Origin of the sequence: Streptomyces fumanus, from assembly GCF_014655295.1 — a bacterium.
GTDB lineage: Bacteria > Actinomycetota > Actinomycetes > Streptomycetales > Streptomycetaceae > Streptomyces > Streptomyces fumanus.
Genome location: NZ_BNBI01000018.1, coordinates 121,866 through 142,151, shown reverse-complemented (window position 1 = coordinate 142,151; position 20,286 = coordinate 121,866). Strand labels below are relative to the sequence as shown.

Annotated in this window: 21 protein-coding genes; 12 read left to right on the top strand and 9 right to left on the bottom strand. The window is 72.8% G+C overall.

Going from position 1 to position 20,286, the window contains the following annotated elements; translation table 11 throughout:
* Positions 1-6: 6 nt before the first annotated feature.
* Entirely contained in the window at positions 7-1,233 is a 1,227-nt protein-coding gene (locus tag IE316_RS31500) for an acyl-CoA dehydrogenase family protein (protein WP_190207935.1), read from the bottom strand.
* Between the two features lie 159 nt (positions 1,234-1,392).
* Here IE316_RS31500 and IE316_RS31495 point away from each other — a divergent pair, with 159 nt between their 5' ends.
* Entirely contained in the window at positions 1,393-2,040 is a 648-nt protein-coding gene (locus tag IE316_RS31495; RefSeq protein WP_190207934.1) for a TetR/AcrR family transcriptional regulator, read from the top strand.
* Positions 2,041-2,062: 22 nt separating this feature from the next.
* Here the strand turns inward: IE316_RS31495 and def are convergent, their stop codons facing one another.
* Positions 2,063-2,605 (bottom strand): peptide deformylase, encoded by a 543-nt coding sequence (def, locus tag IE316_RS31490; protein ID WP_190207933.1) that lies wholly within the window; start codon positions 2,603-2,605, stop codon positions 2,063-2,065.
* A 158-nt stretch (positions 2,606-2,763) separates the two neighbouring features.
* Between def and IE316_RS31485 the strand changes: the two genes are divergently transcribed.
* The 5 genes from IE316_RS31485 to IE316_RS31465 all read left to right on the top strand — a co-directional run bounded on the left by IE316_RS31485 (position 2,764) and on the right by IE316_RS31465 (position 7,284).
* Positions 2,764-4,002: a MurT ligase domain-containing protein gene (locus IE316_RS31485; RefSeq protein ID WP_190207932.1), complete on the top strand. Its 1,239-nt coding sequence runs from the start codon at positions 2,764-2,766 to the stop codon at positions 4,000-4,002.
* Positions 4,003-4,028: 26 nt separating this feature from the next.
* Positions 4,029-4,757, top strand: a complete 729-nt coding sequence (locus IE316_RS31480) for a type 1 glutamine amidotransferase (protein ID WP_190207931.1) — start codon at positions 4,029-4,031, stop codon at positions 4,755-4,757.
* 165 nt (positions 4,758-4,922) lie between these two features.
* Positions 4,923-5,948: a 6-phosphofructokinase gene (locus tag IE316_RS31475; protein WP_190207930.1), complete on the top strand. Its 1,026-nt coding sequence runs from the start codon at positions 4,923-4,925 to the stop codon at positions 5,946-5,948.
* Between the two features lie 159 nt (positions 5,949-6,107).
* Positions 6,108-7,058: a cytochrome c oxidase assembly protein gene (locus IE316_RS31470; RefSeq protein WP_190207929.1), complete on the top strand. Its 951-nt coding sequence runs from the start codon at positions 6,108-6,110 to the stop codon at positions 7,056-7,058.
* Positions 7,059-7,113: 55 nt separating this feature from the next.
* Positions 7,114-7,284, top strand: coding sequence for a hypothetical protein (locus tag IE316_RS31465; protein ID WP_190207928.1), 171 nt, complete (start codon positions 7,114-7,116; stop codon positions 7,282-7,284).
* A gap of 3 nt (positions 7,285-7,287) precedes the next feature.
* Here the strand turns inward: IE316_RS31465 and IE316_RS31460 are convergent, their stop codons facing one another.
* The 4 genes from IE316_RS31460 to IE316_RS31445 are packed head-to-tail and all read right to left on the bottom strand — an operon-like array spanning position 7,288 to position 11,334.
* Positions 7,288-8,493 carry a sensor histidine kinase gene (locus IE316_RS31460; RefSeq protein ID WP_190207927.1) on the bottom strand — a complete coding sequence of 402 codons (1,206 nt, stop codon included), beginning with the start codon at positions 8,491-8,493 and terminating at the stop codon, positions 7,288-7,290.
* Positions 8,490-10,208 (bottom strand): sodium/solute symporter, encoded by a 1,719-nt coding sequence (locus tag IE316_RS31455; protein ID WP_190207926.1) that lies wholly within the window; start codon positions 10,206-10,208, stop codon positions 8,490-8,492. Before IE316_RS31455 ends, IE316_RS31460 begins: the two co-directional genes overlap by 4 nt.
* A 5-nt stretch (positions 10,209-10,213) precedes the next feature.
* Positions 10,214-10,582 (bottom strand): hypothetical protein, encoded by a 369-nt coding sequence (locus IE316_RS31450; RefSeq protein WP_190207925.1) that lies wholly within the window; start codon positions 10,580-10,582, stop codon positions 10,214-10,216.
* Positions 10,583-10,584: 2 nt separating this feature from the next.
* Positions 10,585-11,334, bottom strand: coding sequence for a LytR/AlgR family response regulator transcription factor (locus IE316_RS31445; protein WP_190207924.1), 750 nt, complete (start codon positions 11,332-11,334; stop codon positions 10,585-10,587).
* Between the two features lie 78 nt (positions 11,335-11,412).
* Here IE316_RS31445 and IE316_RS31440 point away from each other — a divergent pair, with 78 nt between their 5' ends.
* The 3 genes from IE316_RS31440 (at position 11,413) to rocD (ending at position 14,081) form a co-directional block, all read left to right on the top strand.
* A complete protein-coding gene (locus IE316_RS31440; RefSeq protein WP_190207923.1) occupies positions 11,413-11,916 on the top strand; it encodes an Lrp/AsnC family transcriptional regulator in 504 nt (167 codons plus the stop codon).
* Between the two features lie 126 nt (positions 11,917-12,042).
* Positions 12,043-12,864 carry a dimethylargininase gene (gene ddaH, locus IE316_RS31435; protein WP_190207922.1) on the top strand — a complete coding sequence of 274 codons (822 nt, stop codon included), beginning with the start codon at positions 12,043-12,045 and terminating at the stop codon, positions 12,862-12,864.
* Complete coding sequence (gene rocD / locus IE316_RS31430) at positions 12,861-14,081, top strand: ornithine--oxo-acid transaminase (protein WP_190207921.1); 1,221 nt, start codon at positions 12,861-12,863, stop codon at positions 14,079-14,081. The genes ddaH and rocD overlap by 4 nt, the downstream gene beginning before the upstream one ends.
* 9 nt (positions 14,082-14,090) lie before the next feature.
* On the opposite strand, the gene IE316_RS31425 is transcribed toward rocD, so the two are convergent.
* Positions 14,091-14,546: an RpiB/LacA/LacB family sugar-phosphate isomerase gene (locus tag IE316_RS31425; protein ID WP_190207920.1), complete on the bottom strand. Its 456-nt coding sequence runs from the start codon at positions 14,544-14,546 to the stop codon at positions 14,091-14,093.
* Between the two features lie 113 nt (positions 14,547-14,659).
* Here IE316_RS31425 and IE316_RS31420 point away from each other — a divergent pair, with 113 nt between their 5' ends.
* On the top strand, positions 14,660-16,180 hold the full coding sequence (locus tag IE316_RS31420; RefSeq protein ID WP_190207919.1) for an MFS transporter: 1,521 nt from the start codon (positions 14,660-14,662) through the stop codon (positions 16,178-16,180).
* A 42-nt stretch (positions 16,181-16,222) separates the two neighbouring features.
* Here IE316_RS31420 and IE316_RS31415 read toward each other — a convergent pair whose 3' ends face one another.
* Positions 16,223-16,402, bottom strand: coding sequence for a hypothetical protein (locus IE316_RS31415; RefSeq protein WP_190207969.1), 180 nt, complete (start codon positions 16,400-16,402; stop codon positions 16,223-16,225).
* A 284-nt stretch (positions 16,403-16,686) separates the two neighbouring features.
* On the opposite strand from IE316_RS31415, the gene IE316_RS31410 reads away from it, so the two are divergent.
* The gene (locus IE316_RS31410) at positions 16,687-17,406 is read left to right on the top strand and encodes a lysophospholipid acyltransferase family protein (protein ID WP_190207918.1); all 720 of its coding nucleotides are present in this window, start codon (positions 16,687-16,689) and stop codon (positions 17,404-17,406) included.
* A gap of 59 nt (positions 17,407-17,465) precedes the next feature.
* Positions 17,466-18,488, top strand: coding sequence for an NAD-dependent epimerase/dehydratase family protein (locus IE316_RS31405; RefSeq protein ID WP_190207917.1), 1,023 nt, complete (start codon positions 17,466-17,468; stop codon positions 18,486-18,488).
* Positions 18,489-18,552: 64 nt separating this feature from the next.
* Here the strand turns inward: IE316_RS31405 and IE316_RS31400 are convergent, their stop codons facing one another.
* Positions 18,553-20,160 carry an alpha/beta hydrolase gene (locus IE316_RS31400; protein ID WP_190207916.1) on the bottom strand — a complete coding sequence of 536 codons (1,608 nt, stop codon included), beginning with the start codon at positions 20,158-20,160 and terminating at the stop codon, positions 18,553-18,555.
* Positions 20,161-20,286 lie beyond the last annotated feature (126 nt).

The following is a 20,286-nucleotide window of genomic DNA, read 5'->3' as shown; positions in this document are numbered from 1 at the left end:
CGCGGACTACCGAATGGGCATTCCGGAAAGTGTCCGGGCGATCACGAGCCGCTGGATCTCGCTCGTCCCCTCGAAGATCGTGTAGATCGCGCTGTCCCGGTGCATCCGCTCCACCGGGTACTCCCGGGTGTACCCGTTGCCGCCCAGGATCTGGATCGCCTGGGCGGTCACCTTCTTCGCCGTCTCGCTCGCGAACAGCTTGGACATCGACCCCTCGGCCGCCGTGAACGGCTTGCCGTTGATCGCCATCCAGGACGCCCGCCACACCAGCAGCCGCGCCGCGTCGATGGCGGTCCGCATGTCCGCGAGCTGGAAGGCGACCCCCTGGTTGTCGATGATCGGCCGCCCGAACTGCTCCCGGGTCTGCGCGTACTCCAGCGCGACCTCGTACGCGGCCCGGGCCGTGCCGACCGCCATCGCGCCGACGGCCGGCCGGGACGCCTCGAACGTGGCCATCGCCGCGTTCTTGACCCGCTCGCCGCCCTTCCTGGCCTTCTCCCGGGCCCGCGCCAGCCGCGCGTCGAGCTTCTCCTTGCCGCCCAGCAGGCAGGAGCCGGGGACCCGCACGTCGTCGAGGATGACCTCGGCGGTGTGCGAGGCGCGGATGCCGTGCTTCTTGAACTTCTGGCCCTGCGCGAGCCCCTTGGTGCCCGGCGGGACGATGAAGGAGGCGTGCCCCTTGGAGCCCAGCTCGGGGTCGACCACGGCGACGACGACGTGGACGTTGGCGATGCCGCCGTTGGTCGCCCAGGTCTTCGTGCCGTTGATCACCCACTCGTCCTTGGCCTCGTCGTACACGGCCCGGGTGCGCATGGAGGCGACGTCGGAGCCGGCGTCGGGCTCGGAGGAGCAGAAGGCGGCGACCTTGACATCGTTGGCGTCGCCGTACATCTGGGGGATCCAGGTGCCGATCTGCTCCTCGGTGCCGTTGGCGAGGACGCCGACGGCGGCCAGGCCGGTGCCGACGATGGACAGGGCGATGCCCGCGTCGCCCCAGAACAGCTCCTCCATGGTCATGGGGATGCCGAGGCCGGTGGCGTCGAAGTACTGCTGGGCGTAGAAGTCGAGGGAGTAGATGCCGACCTTGGCGGCCTCCTGGATGACCGGCCAGGGGGTCTCCTCGCGCTCGTCCCACTCGGCGGCGGCGGGACGGATCACATCGGCGGCGAAGCCATGGAGCCAGTCCCGGACCTCCTTCTGCTCGTCGTTGAGCTCCATGGTGAACTCGGCCATGTCCCCTCCAGCGGCACCCATGCGTGTTACTTGCGGTAACCGCAGTCTGTTACCGGCTGGTAGGAAAAGTCAACTCCCGGCGGCCCGTTCGAGGTGCGGGGTGTCATGGGTGTTAGTTTGCGCAGGCGTCACCGAATTCAGCACGGGTGGGGAGAGCACATGGACACCACGCAGCGGACCGAGCAGCAGCGGTCCGCCGAGCGCCGGCGGCGGGAGCTGCTGGAGGCCGCCGACCGGGTGGTGCTGCGCGACGGCCCGCACGCCTCGATGAACGCCATCGCGGCCGAGGCGGGCATCACCAAGCCGATCCTCTACCGGCACTTCGGCGACAAGGGCGGCCTGTACGCCGCGCTCGCCCAGCGGCACACGGACGCGCTGCTCGCCTCGCTGCGGGCCGCGCTGGACGCCCCGGCGGAGCGGCGGGCGCGCGTCGAGGCCACCCTGGACACCTACCTTGCGGCCATAGAGGCCCGCCCCCAGGTCTACCGCTTCCTGATGCACCCGGCGGAGGGCGGCGCCGCCCAGGGCGACCAGGGCTTCGACGTCGGCAAGCACTCCGCCCCGCTGCTGCGCCGCATGGGCGAGGAGCTGGCCCAGGTCATCGGGGAGCGCCTCGACCTCGGCCCGGACGGCCAGCGCCAGGCCCGGGTCTGGGGCCACGGCATCGTCGGCATGATGCACGCCGCCGGTGACTGGTGGCTCGGCGAACGGCCCTGCTCCCGGCAGGAGTTGGTGCGCAGCCTGGCCGACCTGCTCTGGGGCCGGCTGGCCGCGGCCGGCGACCGCAGCGGTGGCCCCGGGTTCTAGGACCTGTCGTCTGGATCAGGCCCTAGCCACGGCTCCAGGACGCCTTGGCCGCCTGCCGTTCCAGGCGCCGCTTGCGCCAGCCCGTGAGGCGGTCGGCGTACAGACGGCCCTGGAGGTGGTCGTACTCGTGCTGGAGGCAGCGGGCGAAGAAGCCGCTGCCGCGCACGGTGACCGGCTCCCCGGCCGCCGTGAACCCCTCGATCACCGCGTGGTCGTACCGCTCGGTGCCGGCCTCCAGGCCCGGCAGCGACAGACAGCCCTCCGGTCCGCGCACCACCACCCCGCCGGTCTCCACCAGCGTCGGGTTGACCACATGGCCGAGGTGGCGCGCGTCCTCGTCGTCCGGGCAGTCGTAGACGAAGACCCGCAGCGGTTCGCCGACCTGGTTGGCGGCCAGGCCCACGCCCCGGGCGGCGTACATGGTGGCGAACAAGTCCTCCACCAGGGCGGCCAGTTCGGGGCCGAAGCCGGTCACCTCCCGGCACGGCTCGCGCAGTACCGTGTCACCGAGCAGGGTCAGGGGCCGGACGCGCCCGCGGGCGCCCGGGATCGGGCCGTGTCGCATGGGCGCAAGGGTACGGTCCCGCCGGGTCCCGGCCACCGCGCGGCCCGGGCACGATTCGGGAGTGCGAAGGGATCTCGATAGGCTGAGGCCCACACCACGTGGCCGTCAGGCCCTACAGGCTTCAGGCGCGGCGCGTTCGCAAGGAGGATCGAGAACTGATGGCAGGCACCTCGGACCCGCTCACGCCGCGGGCCAAGCTGGCCGTGACCGCGGGCAAGGCGGTCGCGGCGGCGTCCCGCGCCGCCGGACGCGGCAGCGGATCGGTGATCGGCGGCCGGGTAGCGCTGAAGCTCGACCCCGACCTCCTCGCCCGGCTCGCCCAGCACTTGGACGTGACCCTCGTCTCGGCGACCAACGGCAAGACCACCACCACCCGGCTCATCGCCGAGGCGCTCAAGGCGGCCGGCCCGGTGGTGTCCAACGCGCTCGGCGCCAACATGCCGGCCGGCATCACCTCCGCCCTGGCCGGCGGCACGGACGCCCGGTACGGCGTGATCGAGGTCGACGAGAAGTACCTGGTCGGCGTCGCCCAGGCCACCGACCCCAAGTGCATCGCGCTGCTCAACCTCTCCCGGGACCAGTTGGACCGCGCCGCCGAGACCCGGATGCTCGCCGAGAACTGGCGGGAGGGCCTGGCCGGCTCCAAGGCCGTGATCGTCGCCAACGCCGACGACCCGCTGGTGGTGTGGGCCGCCTCCTCCTCCCCCAACGTGATCTGGGTCGCCGCCGGGCAGATGTGGAAGGACGACGCCTGGTCCTGCCCGTCCTGCGGCGGTGTGATGCAGCGCCCCGGCGACGACTGGTTCTGCGGCGAGTGCGGCTTCCGCCGGCCCACGCCGAGCTGGGCGCTCTCCGGCGACCACGTCCTCGACCCGCACGGCTCGCCCTGGCCGATCCACCTGCAGTTGCCGGGCCGCGCCAACAAGGCCAACGCCGCCTCCTCGGCCGCCGTCGCCGCCGTCTTCGGGGTGCCGCCGCAGGTCGCCCTGGAGCGCATGTACCAGGTGCAGGCGGTCGCCGGACGCTACGACGTGGTCCAGTTCCAGGGCCGGGACCTGCGCCTGCTGCTCGCCAAGAACCCCGCGGGCTGGCTGGAGACGTTCTCCCTGATCGACCCGCCGCCCACCCCGGTGATCCTCTCGGTGAACGCCCGCGGCGCGGACGGCACCGACACCTCCTGGCTGTGGGACGTGGACTACACCCGGCTCACCGGCCACCCGATCTGCGTCATCGGTGACCGCAAGCTGGACCTCGCGGTCCGCCTGGAGGTCGCCGACCAGCAGTTCCAGGTGTGCGAGAACCTCGACCAGGCCGTCCAGGCGTGCCCGCCGGGCCGGATCGAGGTCATCGCCAACTACACCGCGTTCCAGGACCTGCGCCGCCGCGTCGGCAACTGACCCAACGGACCTGTAGGGGACTTGAAGTGAGCGACAACCAACTGCGGGTCGTCTGGATCTACCCGGACCTGCTCAGCACCTACGGCGACCAGGGGAACGTCCTTGTCGTCGAGCGCCGCGCCCGCCAGCGCGGCCTGGACGTGGCCCGGCTCGACGTGCGCAGCGACCAGCCGATCCCCACCTCCGGCGACATCTACCTGATCGGCGGCGGCGAGGACCGCCCGCAGCGGCTGGCGGCCGAGCGGCTGCGCCGCGACGGCGGGCTGTACCGGGCGGTGGAGAACGGCGCGATCGTCTTCTCGGTCTGCGCCGGCTACCAGATCCTCGGCCACGAGTTCGTCAACGACCTCGGCCAGCGCGAGCCCGGCCTCGGCCTGCTCGACGTGGTCTCGGTGCGCGGCGAGGGCGCCCGCTGCGTCGGCGACGTCCTCGGCGACATCGACCCCCGCCTCGGCCTGCCCCCGCTGACCGGCTTCGAGAACCACCAGGGCGTCACCCACCTCGGCCCGACCGCCCGCCCCCTCGCCCAGGTCCGCTTCGGCAACGGCAACGGCACCGGGGACGGCACCGAGGGCGCGTACAACGACACGGTCTTCGGTACCTACATGCACGGGCCGGTGCTCGCCCGGAACCCGCTCATCGCGGACCTGCTGCTGAAGCTGGCCCTGGACGTCAACGCGCTGCCGCCGACCGACGACCGCTGGTACGAGGCGCTGCGCGACGAGCGCATCGCGGCGGCGCAGCAGCCCGCGTAGAACGCGCGCGCGGAGCCCGTCTGATGGGACATACGCACAGGTGAGCGGACCCGTCCACCAGGCGGACGCCTGGTGCGGCTCCGCCCCGCGCCGCTAGGGTGGCGGAGATCGAGCCGGACAGCGCGGTCCGGCCCCCGTGCCCACTTCGAGAAGGTATATCGGGCTATGCGCATTGGTGTCCTCACGTCCGGCGGCGACTGCCCCGGCCTGAACGCCGTCATCCGGTCCGTCGTGCACCGTGCCGTCGCCGACCACGGCGACGAGGTCATCGGTTTCCGGGACGGCTGGAAGGGCCTTCTGGAGGGCGACCACGTCAAGCTCGACCTCGACGCGGTCGGCGGCATCCTGGCCCGCGGCGGCACCATCCTCGGCTCCTCCCGGGTCCGCCCCGAGCATCTGCGGGACGGCGTGGAGCGGGCCCGGGGGCATGTCGCCGAGCTGGGCCTGGACGCGATCATCCCGATCGGCGGTGAGGGCACCCTGAAGGCGGCCCGGCTGCTGTCCGATGCCGGGCTGCCGATCGTGGGCGTGCCGAAGACCATCGACAACGACATAGCCGTGACCGACGTCACCTTCGGCTTCGACACCGCCGTGACGGTGGCGACCGAGGCGCTGGACCGGCTGAAGACCACCGCCGAGTCGCACCAGCGGGTGCTGATCGTCGAGGTCATGGGCCGGCACACCGGCTGGATCGCGCTGCACTCCGGCATGGCGGCCGGCGCGCACGCGGTGGTCGTGCCCGAGCGGCCCTTCGACATCGCGGAACTCGCCGCGAAGGTCGGCGAGCGGTTCTCCGCGGGCAAGCGGTTCGCGATCGTGGTCGCGGCGGAGGGCGCGAAGCCCAAGCCGGGCACGATGTCGTTCGACGAGGGCGGCACGGACGCCTACGGGCACGAGCGGTTCGCCGGGATAGCCCGGCAGCTCTCCCTCGAACTGGAGCAGCGGCTCGGCAAGGAGGCCCGGCCGGTGATCCTCGGGCATGTGCAGCGCGGGGGGACGCCGACGGCGTACGACCGGGTGCTGGCGACGCGGTTCGGATGGCACGCGGTGGAGGCCGCGCACCGCGGGGAGTTCGGGATGATGACCGCGCTGCGCGGGACGGACATCGTGATGGTGTCGCTGGCGGAGGCGGTGCAGACGCTGAAGACGGTGCCGGCGGAGCGGTACGCGGAAGCGGAGTGCGTGCTTTAGCCGTCCCGTGCATGCGGGTGGTTCGTGGTCGCCCGCGCCCACGCGGCGGAGCCGCACAGTGATACGGCCTCTCTGCCCCCGGTGACTGCGGTCGCCGGGGGCCGCTCTAGTCTGGGGGCGGACAGACAGCGGCAATCGGCACGAAATGGGAGCCGGCGGATGGATCACAGCGGGCACGGCATGACGATGGATCTGCCGCCGTTCACGCTGGGGCGGGGGCTCGGCTGGTCGGCCGATCCGTTCTTCCTCGTGGCGTGTGTGCTGGGGCTGACGCTGTACGGGTGGGGGGTCGTGCGGCTGGTGCGGCGCGGGGACGCCTGGCCGGTCGGGCGGACCGTCGCCTTCGTGCTCGGCGTGCTGAGCATCGCCCTGATGATGTGCACCAGGCTCAACGACTACGGCATGGTCATGTTCAGCGTGCACATGGTGCAGCACATGATGATCAGCATGGTGTCGCCGATCCTGCTGCTGCTGGGGGCCCCGGTGACGCTGGCGCTGCGCGCGCTGCCGCCGGCCGCGCGGGGCAGCAAGGGCCCGCGTGAGCTGCTGCTGATGCTGCTGCACAGCCGGTACATGAAGGTGATCACCCACCCGGTCTTCACCATCCCGCTCTTCATCGCCAGCCTGTACGCGCTGTACTTCACGCCGCTGTTCGACTTCCTGATGGGCTCCAAGGTGGGGCACCTCGCGATGATGGTGCACTTCCTCGCCGTCGGCCTGGTCTTCTTCTGGCCGATCATGGGCGTCGACCCGGGCCCGCACCGCCCGGGGTACCTGATGCGGATGCTGGAGCTGTTCGCGGGCATGCCGTTCCACGCGTTCTTCGGCATCGCCTTGATGATGGCGTCCACCCCGATGGTCTCGACCTTCGAGAACCCCCCGGCGTCCCTGGGCGTCGACGCGCTCTCCGACCAGAACGCGGCCGGCGGGATCGCCTGGGCGTTCAGCGAGGTGCCCTCCGTGCTGGTGCTGATCGCCCTGCTGTTCCAGTGGTACGCCTCCGACCAGCGGCAGGCCCGGCGCACCGACCGGGCCGCCGACCGGGACGGCGACAAGGAACTGGAGGCGTACAACGCCTATCTGGCCTCCTTGCGGACGCGCGGGAGCTGAACGAGGATCTTCGGGGCACCATGGAGGGAACGGAACCCTACAGGAGGGTGTCGCGATGCCCGGTTCCACGGACAGTTCCACGAAGACGATGGCGGCGCTCACCATCGGGGGCCTGGTGGCGGTGACGGCCTACACGGTGGCGCTCGGCAGCAACGGCTGGCTCTGGTTCGGCTGGGTCGTGCTGGGTCTGCTCACGCTGGGGATGATCGCCACCCGCAGTGCCTGACCGTCAGGCGCGGGCGGGCCGGGCCGCCGGGTGGACGCCCGGCTGGTACTTCGGCAGCCGGACGGTGATCTTCATGCCCGCGCCGACGGCCGTCTCGATGACCAGGGCGTGCTCGTCGCCGTAGACCTGGCGGAGCCGGTCGTCGACGTTGGACAGGCCGATGCCGCCCGACGGGCTGACCTCGCGGGCCAGGATGCGGCGGAGCAGGGCGGGGTCCATGCCGGCGCCGTCGTCCTCGATGACGACCAGGGCCTCGGCGCCCGCGTCCTGCGCGGTGATCTGGATGTGGCACTGGTCGGACTTGCCCTCCAGCCCGTGTTTGACGGCGTTCTCGACGAGCGGCTGGAGGCAGAGGAAGGGCAGGGTGACCGGCAGCACCTCGGGGGCGATCTGGAGGGTGACCGCGAGGCGGTCGCCGAACCGGGCCCGGACCAGCGCCAGGTAGTGGTCGATGGCGTGCAGTTCGTCGGCGAGGGTGGTGAAGTCGCCGTGCCGGCGGAACGAGTAGCGGGTGAAGTCGGCGAACTCCAGGAGCAGCTCGCGGGCGCGCTCGGGGTCGGTGCGGACGAACGAGGCGATCACCGCGAGCGAGTTGAAGATGAAGTGCGGGGATATCTGGGCCCGCAGCGCCTTGATCTCGGCCTCGATCAGCCGGGTGCGGGACTGGTCCAGGTCGGCGAGCTCCAACTGGACGGAGACCCAGCGGGCCACCTCCCCGGCGGCCCGGACCAGGACGGCGGACTCGCGGGGCGCGCAGGCCACCAGCGCGCCGTGCACCCGGTCGTCGACGGTGAGCGGGGTGACCACCGCCCAGCGCACCGAGCAGTCCGGGGTGTCGCAGGTGAGCCGGAACGCCTCGCCCCGGCCGGTCTCCAGCGGCCCGGCGAGCCGTTCCATGATCTCGGTGCGGTGGTGAGCGCCGACGCCGTCCCAGACCAGGACCTCCTTGGTGCCGGTCAGGCAGAGCGCGTCGGTGCCGAGCAGGGAGCGCAGCTTGCGGGCGGACCGGCGGGCGGTCTCCTCGGTCAGCCCGGCGCGCAGCGGGGGCGCGGCGAGGGAGGCGGTGTGCAGGGTCTGGAAGGTGGCGTGCTCGACCGGGGTGCCGAGCCCGCCGAGGCTCTCCGGGCGGGCCGTGCGCCGGCCCAGCCAGAAGCCCGCCGCCAGCAGCGGCAGCACCGCCACGCACAGCCCGGCCAGGAAACCGCTCATACCGTCGCCTCCGTGCGCAGGTCCTCGGGGAGGTGGAAGCGGGCGAGGACCGCCGCCGTGCCGGGCGGGACCCGGCCCGGGGTGGCCAGGGAGACCAGCACCATGGTGAGGAAGCCCAGCGGCACCGACCAGAGCGCGGGCCAGGCCAGCAGGGCGTGCGGCGCTCCCCCGCCGCCCGGGAAACCGGCCATCGTCGCCGTCACCGCGAGCAGCGCGGAGCCGCCGCCGACCAGCATCCCGGCGGCCGCGCCCGGCGGGGTCAGCCGCCGCCACCAGATGCCGAGGACCAGCAGCGGACAGAACGAGGACGCCGACACCGCGAAGGCGAGGCCGACCGCGTCGGCGACGGGCAGCCCGCCGACCAGGACGCTGGCGGCGAGCGGGACGGCCATGGCGAGCAGGGTGCCGAGCCGGAAGTGCCGCACGCCCCGGGCGGGCAGCACGTCCTGGGTGAGGACGCCCGCGACGGCCATGGTCAGCCCGGAGGCGGTGGACAGGAACGCGGCGAAGGCGCCGCCCGCCACGAGGGCGCCGAGCAGGTCGCCGCCCAGGCCCCCGATCATCCGGTCCGGCAGCAGCAGCACGGCGGCGTCCGCGTCGCCGGTGAGGGTGAGTTCGGGCGCGTAGAGCCGGCCGAGGGCGCCGTAGACGGGCGGCAGCAGGTAGAAGGCGCCGATCAGGCCGAGGACGGCGACGGTGGTGCGGCGGGCGGCGACGCCGTGCGGGCTGGTGTAGAAGCGGACCACGACGTGCGGCAGGCCCATGGTGCCGAGGAACGTGGCGAGGATCAGCCCGTAGGTGGCGTACAGCGGGCGTTCGGTGCGGCTCTCGGCGCGGGACGGTGAGAGGGCGTCGTCGGCGCCGGGTCCGGCGGCCGCCGGTACGGGGGTGCCGGGGGCGAAGGAGAGGCGGGTGCCGGCGTCGATGCGGTGGGTGCCGGCGGGGAGCAGGAGCCGGGTGCCGTGGTGCGGGCGGCCGTCCACGGTGCCGTGCACGGTGACGGTCAGCGGCCGCTCCAGCTTCAGGGCGAGGGCGTCCTGGACGCGGACGGTGCGGTGCTCGCGGAAGGCGGCGGGTTCCTCGAAGGCGCGGGCCGGGGCGCCGTCGGCCTGCCAGGCGAGGATCAGGAAGAGGGCGGGGACCAGCAGGGCGGTGAGCTTCAGCCAGTACTGGAACGCCTGGACGAAGGTGATGCTGCGCATGCCGCCGGCCGCGACGGTGGCGGTGACCACCAGGGCGACGATCACCCCGCCGAGCCAGTCGGGCGCCCCGGTCAGCACGGTCAGCGTCAGTCCCGCCCCCTGGAGCTGGGGCAGCAGGTACAGCCAGCCGACGCCGACCACGAAGGCGCCCGCGAGCCGCCGTACCGCCTGGGAGGCGAGCCGCGCCTCGGCGAAGTCGGGCAGCGTGTAGGCGCCGGAGCGGCGCAGCGGGGCGGCGACGAACAGCAGGAGCAGCAGGTACCCGGCGGTGTAGCCGACCGGGTACCAGAGCATGTCGGGGCCCTGCACCAGGACCAGGCCGGCGATGCCGAGGAAGGACGCGGCGGAGAGGTACTCGCCACTGATGGCGGCGGCGTTCAGGCGCGGGCCGACGGTGCGGGAGGCGACGTAGAAGTCTGAGGTGGTCCGGGAGACGCGCAGCCCGAAGGCGCCGACGAGGACGGTCGCCACGACGACGAGGGCGACGGCGGGGACGGCGAAGCTGGAGTTCACGGCGGCTAGCGGTCCTCCACGAGCCGTACGAAGTCGCGTTCGTTGCGTTCGGCGCGGCGGACGTACCAACGGGCGAGCAGGACGAGCGGGGCGTACAGGGCGAAGCCGAGGACGGCCCACTCCAGGCGGCGGGCGCCGGGCAGCGCGGCGAACAGCAGCGGCAGCGGGCCGACCAGCAGCACCAGCACGGCGAACACGGTCAGCGCGGCGCGCAGTTGGCTGCGCATCAGGGAGCGGACGTAGGTGTGGCCGAGGGTGGTCTGCTCGTCGATCTCGGTGCGCGGCCGGTAGTAGCCGGAGGCTCGGTGGGAGCGCAGGGCGCGGCGGGGCGGGCCGGTGACGGTGACGCGGCGGTCGGCGGGGTCGTGGGGCACCGTCAGGGCCTCCGCATCAGCAGGTCCCGCAGCTCGCGTGCGTGGCGGCGGCTGACCTGGAGCTCCTCGGCGCCGACCAGGACGCTGACGGTACCGGCGTCCAGCCGGAGTTCGCCGATGTGGCGCAGGGCGACGAGGTGGCGGCGGTGGATGCGGACGAAGCCGCGCGAGCGCCAGCGGTCCTCCAGGGTGGACAGCGGGACGCGGACCAGGTGGCTGCCCTGGCCGGTGTGCAGCCGGGCGTAGTCGCCCTGGGCCTCGACGTGGGTGATGTCGTCGACCGGGACGAAGCGGGTGACGCCGCCGAGTTCGACGGGGATGTGGTCGGGGTCGGGTTCGTGCACGGGGATGCGGGGCGGGGTGCCGCTGAGTTCGGCGGCGCGGCGGACGGCTTCGGCCAGGCGTTCCCGGCGGACCGGTTTGAGGACGTAGTCGACGGCCTTGAGGTCGAACGCCTGGACGGCGAAGTCCTCGTGGGCGGTGACGAAGACGACCAGCGGCGGCCGGGCGAACCCGGTGAGCAGCCGGGCCAGGTCCAGGCCGTCCAGGCCGGGCATCTGGATGTCGAGGAAGACCACGTCGATGGCGTCCGGGCCGTCGGGGCCGGACTCCAGGGCGCGGTTGATGCGGCGCAGCGCCCCGGTGGCGTCGCCCGCGCCCTCCGCGCTGCCGACCCGCGGGTCGGCGTTGAGCAGGTACACGAGCTCTTCCAGCGAGGGGCGTTCGTCGTCGACGGCCAGGGCGCGCAGCATGGACGTGGAGTCTAGGGGCGATCCGTCCGCCTGCACACGCCCCGCAGCACACGTGTTCGCGCTGGATACAGTGCCCGCATGAACAGCAGGCCGCCGTCCTTCGACGAACTGGACCGGAAGATCGTCACCGCGCTGATGGCCAACGCCCGGGCGTCCTTCGCCGAGATCGGCGCGGACGTCGGGCTGTCGGCGACGGCGGTCAAGCGGCGGGTGGACCGACTGCGGGAGACCGGGGTGATCACCGGGTTCACGGCCACGGTGCGGCCGTCGGCGCTGGGCTGGCGGACGGAGGCGTACGTGGAGGTGTACTGCGAGGGCGCGGCCCCGCCCCGGCGGCTGGCGGAGGTGGTCCGCAACCATCCGGAGATCGCCGCGGCGATGACGGTGACCGGCGGCGCGGACGCGCTGCTGCATGTGCGGGCGCGGGACGTGGAGCACTTCGAGGAGGTGCTGGAGCGCATCCGGGTGGAGCCGTTCATCCGCAAGACCATCAGTGTGATGGTGCTCTCCCATCTGCTGCCGGACAGTCCGGAGGCGGGCGCCAGCCAGGCGGCCCCCCAGGGCGCAGCGGACGTGCGCTGAACGGCCCGACAACGCAGGATCGGTGCGTGGACACGCAGCTTTCGTCGCTTGTCGCCCGTACGGGTCACTTCCTACCGTGGTGTCACCGAACCGTGACGTACCGTGAGGAAGCGGAGGAACCCCTCTGTGCCCGACTCCCGTGTGCCGCGCCCGCGGCGCTTCCTGCTCTGCGAACCCCGGCACTTCGCCGTGAGCTACTCGATCAACCCGTGGATGCGCACCGACCGGCCCGTGGACCCGGTCCGGGCCCTGGACCAGTGGCAGGCGCTGGTGGACGCCTACCGCGCGCACGGCCACACCGTCGACACCGTCCCTCCGGTGGCCGGGCTGCCCGACATGGTGTTCGCCGCCAACGCGGCGGTGACCGTGGCGGGCCGGGCCCTCGGCTCGCTGTTCAAGGCGCCCGAGCGGCGGCCGGAGTCCCTGCCGTACGAGGCGTGGCTCAAGGCGGAGGGCTTCGAGGTGCACCGTCCGGAGGCGGTGTGCGAGGGCGAGGGCGACCTGGTGCCGGCCGGGCGGTGGATCCTGGCCGGCACGGGCTTCCGTACCGTCCCGGCGGCCCATCGTGAGGCCCAGGAGTTCTTCGGGGTGCCGGTGATCTCGCTGACGCTGGTGGACCCGTACCTCTACCACCTGGACACGGCGCTGTTCGTGCTCGACGACGCGGACGGCGGGAACGTCGCCTACTGTCCGGACGCGTTCAGTCCGGGCAGCCGGGAGGTGCTCGCCCGGCTCTATCCGGACGCGGTGCTCGCCACCCGCGAGGAGGCGCTGGCGTTCGGGCTGAACGCCGTCAGCGACGGGCGCCATGTGTTCCTCCCCCCGGAGGCGCGCGCCCTGGCCGCCCGGCTCGCCGAGCGCGGCTACGTCCCGGTCCCCGTCGACCTGTCCGAGTTCCACAAGGCCGGCGGCAGCATCAAGTGCTGCACTCAGGAGATCCGTTCATGACCGCGTCCGCGCACCCCCGTACGTCCACCGAGCTGATCCGCGCCGAGGAGCCCGTCGTCGCGCACAACTACCACCCGCTGCCGGTGGTGGTCGCCCGCGCCGAGGGCGTCTGGATGGAGGACGTGGAGGGCCGCCGCTACCTGGACCTGCTGGCCGGGTACTCGGCGCTGAACTTCGGGCACCGGCACCCGGTGCTGGTCGAGGCCGCGCACCGCCAGCTCGACCGGCTGACACTGACCTCGCGCGCCTTCCACCACGACCGCCTCGCCGGTTTCGCCGAGCAACTGGCCGCGCTCACCGGCACCGAGACGGTGCTGCCGATGAACACCGGCGCGGAGGCGGTGGAGAGCGGCATCAAGGTGGCCCGCAAGTGGGCCTACGAGGTCAAGGGCGTCCCGGACGGCGCCGCGACGATCGTGGTGGCGGCCGGCAACTTCCACGGCCGGACGACGACGATCGTGGGCTTCTCCACCGACGAGTCGGCCCGGTCCGGGTTCGGGCCGTTCACGCCGGGTTTCCGGATCGTGCCGTACAACGACCTGGCGGCGCTGGAGGCGGCGGTCGACGGGACGACGGCGGCGGTGCTGATCGAGCCGGTGCAGGGCGAGGCGGGGGTGCTGATCCCGGACGACGGCTATCTGGCCGGGGTGCGGGAGGTGACCCGGCGCGCGGGGTGCCTGTTCATCGCGGACGAGATCCAGTCGGGGCTGGGGCGCACCGGGCACACCCTCGCCGTGCAGCACGAGTCGGTCGTCCCGGACGTGGTGCTGCTCGGCAAGGCGCTGGGCGGCGGGATCGTGCCGGTGTCGGCGGTGGTGGGCCGGCGGGACGTGCTCGGGGTGCTGCGGCCGGGCGAGCACGGCTCGACGTTCGGCGGCAATCCGCTGGCCGCGGCGGTGGGCACGGCGGTGGTCGGGCTGCTGGAGACGGGCGAGTACCAGCGCCGGGCGGCCGAGCTGGGCGTCCTGCTCCGGGAGAGGCTGGCGGCGCTGGTCGGCCGGGGAGTGGTGGCCTTCCGGGCGCGGGGGCTGTGGGCGGGCGTGGACGTGGACCCGGCGCTGGGCACCGGCCGGGAGATCAGCGAGCGGCTGATGCGGGAGGGCGTGCTGGTCAAGGACACCCACGGCTCCACGATCCGGCTCGCCCCGCCGCTGACGATCACGGCGGCGGAGCTGGAGGGCGCGCTGAGCACCCTGGAGAAGGTGCTGACGGCCTGAGACCAGGACCTAGTGGGCGGCTCGGCTCCGGTCGAGCCGCTCCACGTGCGTGACGTTCCCCCGGTCCTCGGGGTCCTCGCTGGGCGTGCCCGCGAACCAGGCGTCGAGGATCTCCGTGAGCAGCGGCCCGGAGGTCAGCCGGAGGCTGAGCGCGAGGACGTTGGCGTCGTTCCAGCGGCGGGCGCCGTCGGCGGTGTACGCGTCGGCGCACAGGGCGGCGCGGACGCCCGGCACCTTGTTGGCGGCGATCGAGGCGCCGGTGCCGGTCCAGCAGCACACCACGGCCTGGTCGGCCCGGCCGTCGGCGACGTCCCGCGCGGCCTGCTCCGAGCAGGGCGCCCACTGGGGGTCGGCGCCGGGCCGCAGCGCCCCGTGCGGCAGCACCTCGTGGCCGCGGCGGCGCAGCTCCTCGACGAGGAGGCGGGCCACGGGTTCGTCCAGGTCTGAGGAGACGGCGATCCGCATGACCCGAAGCCTACTCCGCCACTTGCCGACCGATCCGGACGAGTGAATTCCGCATGGTGTGGCAGGCGTGGTTGGAAAGCTGATGTACATGCGATTGTGCCGTTTGGAGCGGTATGTCCCTGGAAAGGAAGCCCGCCACGTCCCCCACCGACCACGGACCCGTGCCCGACTCCGCAGCGGTCAGGCGGCACCCCACCCTGTTCCGTGCCGTCAGGCGCCGGCGGAACCCGCGGCTGCGCAGGTCGGACATCACGGTGACGGACGAGCGGGCCGTCAAGCGGGCGGTCAAGGCGGCCTCCCTCGGCAACGCCATGGAGTGGTTCGACTTCGGCATCTACGCCTATCTGGCCGGCACCATCGGCCGGGTCTTCTTCCCGTCCGGCAGTGACACCGCGCAGTTGCTGTCGTCCTTCGCGACCTTCGCCGTGGCCTTCCTGGTGCGTCCGCTCGGCGGCATGGTCTTCGGGCCGATGGGCGACCGGATCGGCCGCAAGAAGGTCCTGGCGCTGACGATGATCCTGATGGCGGTCGGCACCTTCGCGATCGGGCTGCTGCCGACGTACGCCGCGGTGGGCTTCTGGTCGCCGCTGCTGCTGATCGTGTTCCGGCTGCTCCAGGGCTTCTCCACCGGCGGCGAGTACGGGGGCGCCTCGACCTTCATCGCGGAGTACGCCCCGGACAAGCGGCGCGGCTTCTTCGGCAGCTTCCTGGAGCTGGGCACGCTGGCCGGGTACACCGGCGCGGCCGGTCTGGTCACGGCGCTCACCGCCTGGCTGGGCACCGGCCAGATGGACGCCTGGGGCTGGCGGGTGCCGTTCCTGGTCGCCGGTCCGCTCGGCATCGTCGGCCTCTATCTGCGGCTGAAGCTGGACGACACGCCCGCCTTCCTCAGGCTGGAGGAGGGCACGGTGCACATCTCCGAGGCGGCGGACGCGGTGGAGACCACCACCCGGGGCGACCTCGCGAAGATCTTCCGGCAGCACTGGCGGACGCTGCTGCTGTGCGTGACGCTGGTCGGCGCGTACAACATCAACGACTACATGCTGCTGTCGTACATGCCGACGTACCTCTCGGACGAGCTGGACTACAGCGAGACCCACGGGCTGCTGATCCTGGTGGTGACGATGGTGGTGCTGATGCTGATCGTCAACCGGGTGGGCCGGCTCTCCGACCGGTACGGCCGCAGGCCGGTGCTGATGACCGGGATGCTGGGCTTCCTGGTGCTGTCCGCGCCCTCGTTCCTGCTGGTGCGGCAGGGCGGCCTGGCGGCGGTCGCGGCGGGGATGCTGATGCTGGGCCTGTCGCTGGTCTGTCTGCTGGGCACGATGTCGGCGGCGCTGCCGGCGATGTTCCCCACGCCGGTGCGCTACGGGTCCCTGTCGGTGGGCTACAACCTGTCGACGTCCCTGTTCGGCGGCACCACCCCGCTGGTGATCACCGCGCTGATCGGGGCGACCGGCTCGGACATGATGCCCGCCTACTACTCGATGGCCGCGGCCCTGATCGGTGTGATCGCGGTGGCCTGCATGAAGGAGACCGCGCGCAAGCCGCTGGCCGGCTCCCCGCCCTCGGTGCAGAGCGAGGCGGAGGCGGCGGCCCTGGTGGAGGAGCAGGCGCCGGTGCCGAGGTTCTGAGGTCCGCCGTGCGGCGCCCGGGGATGCCGGGCGCCGCCGGGCTCAGCGGGTTCCCGGGGGGCGGACGGCGGCGCGGGCCGCGTTGTTGTAGACGCGGCGCAGGTGCTTGGCCGCGGGGCAGGGCGCGGCGTCGGCGTGGCACTGGCGGCAGTACCGGCGGTGCGCGTCGTAGTCCTCGCGCGCCTGGTCGACCGTGACCTCGGGCTGGTTCATGGGGTGCATACGAAACTCCTGGCGGACCTGCCGACGCCCCGGACATCCGGACATCATTGCCCGAGGCTCCCGGTTGGCATGATCAACTTGTTACTCGCAGTACGGCAAGGCGGGCCCCGATCACCGCCCGGACGGACCGGGACGCTGCCCCGGGACACGAGGTCCGCGGGGTGGCTCGGGCCACCGGGCCGGGGGCGGTCCCTTCGGGCCGCCGGGTCCGAGGGGGTCCCTTCCGGCCGTCCGCCTGTCAACATCGTCCTCAGGGGTTCTCCGGTGCGAGCGAGAGGCGATCCGTGTTCTACAACCTGCTCAGATTCGTGCTCCTGGGCCCGCTGCTGCGACTGGTCTTCCGGCCCCGCATCGAGGGTCTGGACCAGGTGCCGGCGTCCGGGGCGGCCATCGTCGCCGGCAACCACCTGTCGTTCTCGGACCACTTCCTGATGCCGGCCGTCCTCAAGCGCCGGATCACCTTCCTGGCGAAGGCCGAGTACTTCACCGGGCCGGGCCTGAAGGGGCGGCTGACCGCCGCGTTCTTCCGCGCCGCCGGGCAGATCCCGGTCGACCGGTCGGGCAAGGACGCGGGCCGGGCCGCCATCACCGAGGGGCTGCGCGTCCTCTCCCGGGGCGAGCTGCTCGGCATCTACCCCGAGGGCACCCGGTCCCACGACGGGCGCCTCTACAAGGGCAAGGTCGGCGTCGCGGTGATGGCGCTGCGGGCCGGGGTGCCGGTCGTGCCGTGCGCGATGATCGGCACCTTCGAGGCCCAGCCGCCCGGCCGCAAACTGCCCCGCGTCCGCCCCGTGGTCATCCGCTTCGGCGCGCCCCTGGACTTCTCCCGCTACGCCGGGATGGAACAGGAGAAGGCGGTCCTGCGCGCGGTCACCGACGAGATCATGTACGCCGTCCTGGAGCTGTCCGGCCAGGAGTACGTCGACCGGTACGCGGCCGACGTCAAGGCCGAGGCCGAACGGGGCACCCGGGCCCGGCGCTTCCCCCGGATGCCGCTCACCTGAGCTCTGCTGTCGGCGAAGGCCCGTGGCGCGCGCGGCCCCGGCGTGCCTACGGTCCCGGTATGACACGTGCTGTGGTGGTCGGAGCGACGGGACAGATCGGGCGGGCGGTGGTACGGGCGCTGGCCGGGGAGGGCTGGGAGGTGACCGCCGTCTCCCGGGGCGGCGGCCGGGGCCGCGACTGGCCGGACGGCGTACGGGCGGTGCGGGCCGACCGGGAGGACGACGCGGCCCTCGCGTCGGCGGTCGGCGACGGCTGTGACGTACTGGTCGACACGGTGGCCTACGGGCCCGCGCACGCCCGGCAGTTGACGGCGCTGGCCGGGCGGATCGGCTCGGCGGTGGTGATCTCCAGCGTCTCGGTGTACGAGGACGACCAGGGCCGCGGCTTCGACACCCAGGACCGGCCCGGCGGCTTCCCCGAGTACCCGGTGCCGCTCACCGAGGGGCAGCGCACGGTCCGGCCGGGCGACGCCTCGTACAGCACCCGCAAGGCCGCGCTGGAGCGGGAGCTGCTGGGCGCGGGGGACGCGCTGCCGGTGACGCTGCTGCGGGCGGGCGCGGTGCACGGGCCGTACTGCCGCACCCCGCGCGAGCTGTGGTTCGTCAAGCGCAACCTCGACGGCCGGCGCCGCCGGGTGCTGGCCTACCGGGGTGCCAGCCGGTTCCATCCGGCGGCGGTGGGCAATGTCGCCGAGCTGGTCCGGCTGGCCGCCGCGCGGCCGGGGACCCGGGTGCTGAACGCGGTGGACCCGGATGCGCCGACGGTGGCCGGGATCGGGGCGGCGATCGACGCGGTGATGGGTGTCGAGGCCGAGGACGTGCTGGTGGACGGCCCGCCGCCCGCCGAGGGGGTGGGCGACACGCCCTGGTCGGTGCCGGCACCGGTGGTGTGCGCCATGACCGCGGCCGAACGGGAACTGGGCTACCGGCCGGTGAGCCACTACGCCGAGACGCTCCCGGAGACCGTCGCCTTCATCGAACGCCGGCTCGCCGGCCGGGACTGGCGGGAGGCGTACCCGAAGATGGCCCAGTCGTACGGGAACCTCTTCGACTACGCGGCCGAGGACGCCTGGCTGGCCTGAGCGCACCGGGAGACGGAGAAGGGGCGGCCGGTGGTCCCGGCCGCCCCTGTCGTGCGTGGGGCCGCTACGGCTTCGGCGTGGCGTGCGGGGCGCAGGTGACGTCCCGGCCGTCCACCTCGCCGGTGAGCAGGTAGGTGTCGACCCGGTCGTTGACGCACGGGTTGACCAGGCTGGTGACGCCGTGCGAACCGGCGTCCTTCTCGGTGATCAGGCGGGAGCCCTTGAACCGCTGGTGCAGTTCGACGGCGCCGCCGTACGGGGTGGCCGCGTCCCGCTCGGACTGGACGATCAGCACCGGCGGCAGGCCCTTGCCGGTCTTCACCTCCAGCGGGGTGTGCTGCTTGACCGGCCAGGTCGCGCAGGGCAGGTTCATCCAGGCGTTGGACCAGGTCAGGAACGGGTGGTCACGGTGCAGCCGGGTGTTGTCCCGGTCCCAGGTCTTCCAGTTCGTCGGCCACTTGGCGTCCGTGCACTCGACCGCCGTGTAGACGGCGTTGCCGTTCTCCGAGGAGGCGTTGCCCGCGGTGTCCGACAGGTCGGGGGCGGCGGCGTCCACCAGCGCCTGGGTGTCCCCGGCGACGTACTTGCTGAAGACCGAGGCGACCGGCGCCCAGGAGGAGTCGTAGTACGGGGCGCTCTGGAAGAAGCCGAGCAGCTCGGCCGGGCCGACGACCCCGCCGATCGGGTTCTTCTTGGCGGTGGCGCGCAGCTTCAGCCACTGGGCCTGGACCTCGGCGCGGGTGTCGCCGAGGTGGTAGGTGGCGTCGTTCTTCGCGACCCAGTCCTGCCAGTCCTGCCAGCGGGTCTCGAAGGCCACGTCCTGGTCCAGGTTGGCCTGGTACCAGATCTTCTCCCGCGAGGGGTTGACCACGCTGTCCACGACCATGCGGCGGACGTGGCCCGGGAAGAGGGTGCCGTAGACGGCGCCGAGGTAGGTGCCGTAGGAGACACCGAGGTAGTTGAGCTGCTTCTCGCCGAGCGCGGCGCGGATCACGTCGAGGTCGCGGGCGGTGTTCGGCGTGGTCATGTGCGGCAGCATCGCGCCGCTGCGCTCGTAGCAGCCCTCGGCGTACTCCCGGGCCAGCTTGCGCTGGGCGAGCTTGTCGGCCTCGGAGTCGGGCACCGGGTCGGGCTTGGGCGCCTTGACGAACTCCTGCGGGTCGACGCAGGAGATGGGCGCCGACCTGCCGACGCCGCGCGGGTCGAAGCCCACGAAGTCGTACGCCTGGGCCGCCTTCGCCCACACGGCGTTCTTGTTGGTGACCCGGGTGGGGAAGCGCAAACCCGAGCCGCCGGGGCCGCCGGGGTTGTAGATGAGGGCGCCCTGGCGCTGGGCCGGGGTGCCGGTGTTGCCGATGCGGTCGACGGCGAGCTTGATCTGCTTGCCGTTCGGCTTGGCGTAGTCGACCGGGACCGTGACCCAGCCGCACTGGATCGGCTTGGGCAGGTTCCAGTCGGCGGGGCAGTCCTGCCAGTCGATGCCCGCCTGGGCGGCCCGGGCCGCGGCGACGGCCGCGCCCTTGGCCTCGCGGTCCTGGGGCTGCCCGTGCCGGGCGGCCGGGCTGGCGCTCGCCGCGGGAGCGGTGACGGCGCCCGCTATCAGCGTCGCGGTCACCAGCGTTCCGGCGGACGCGAGCGCCGCCGTGCTCCGCCTCAGTCGTCTGTTCCTCAAGTGGACCCTCCCCGGACATCCGTGCGATGAACAAGGGGATCCTCTCGGCTGTGTGTTCGCCGAGAACAGAGGCGGCGCGGGTTCTTTGCCAATCCGATAAACGGAGAGAGCCGTTCGGCCGACGGA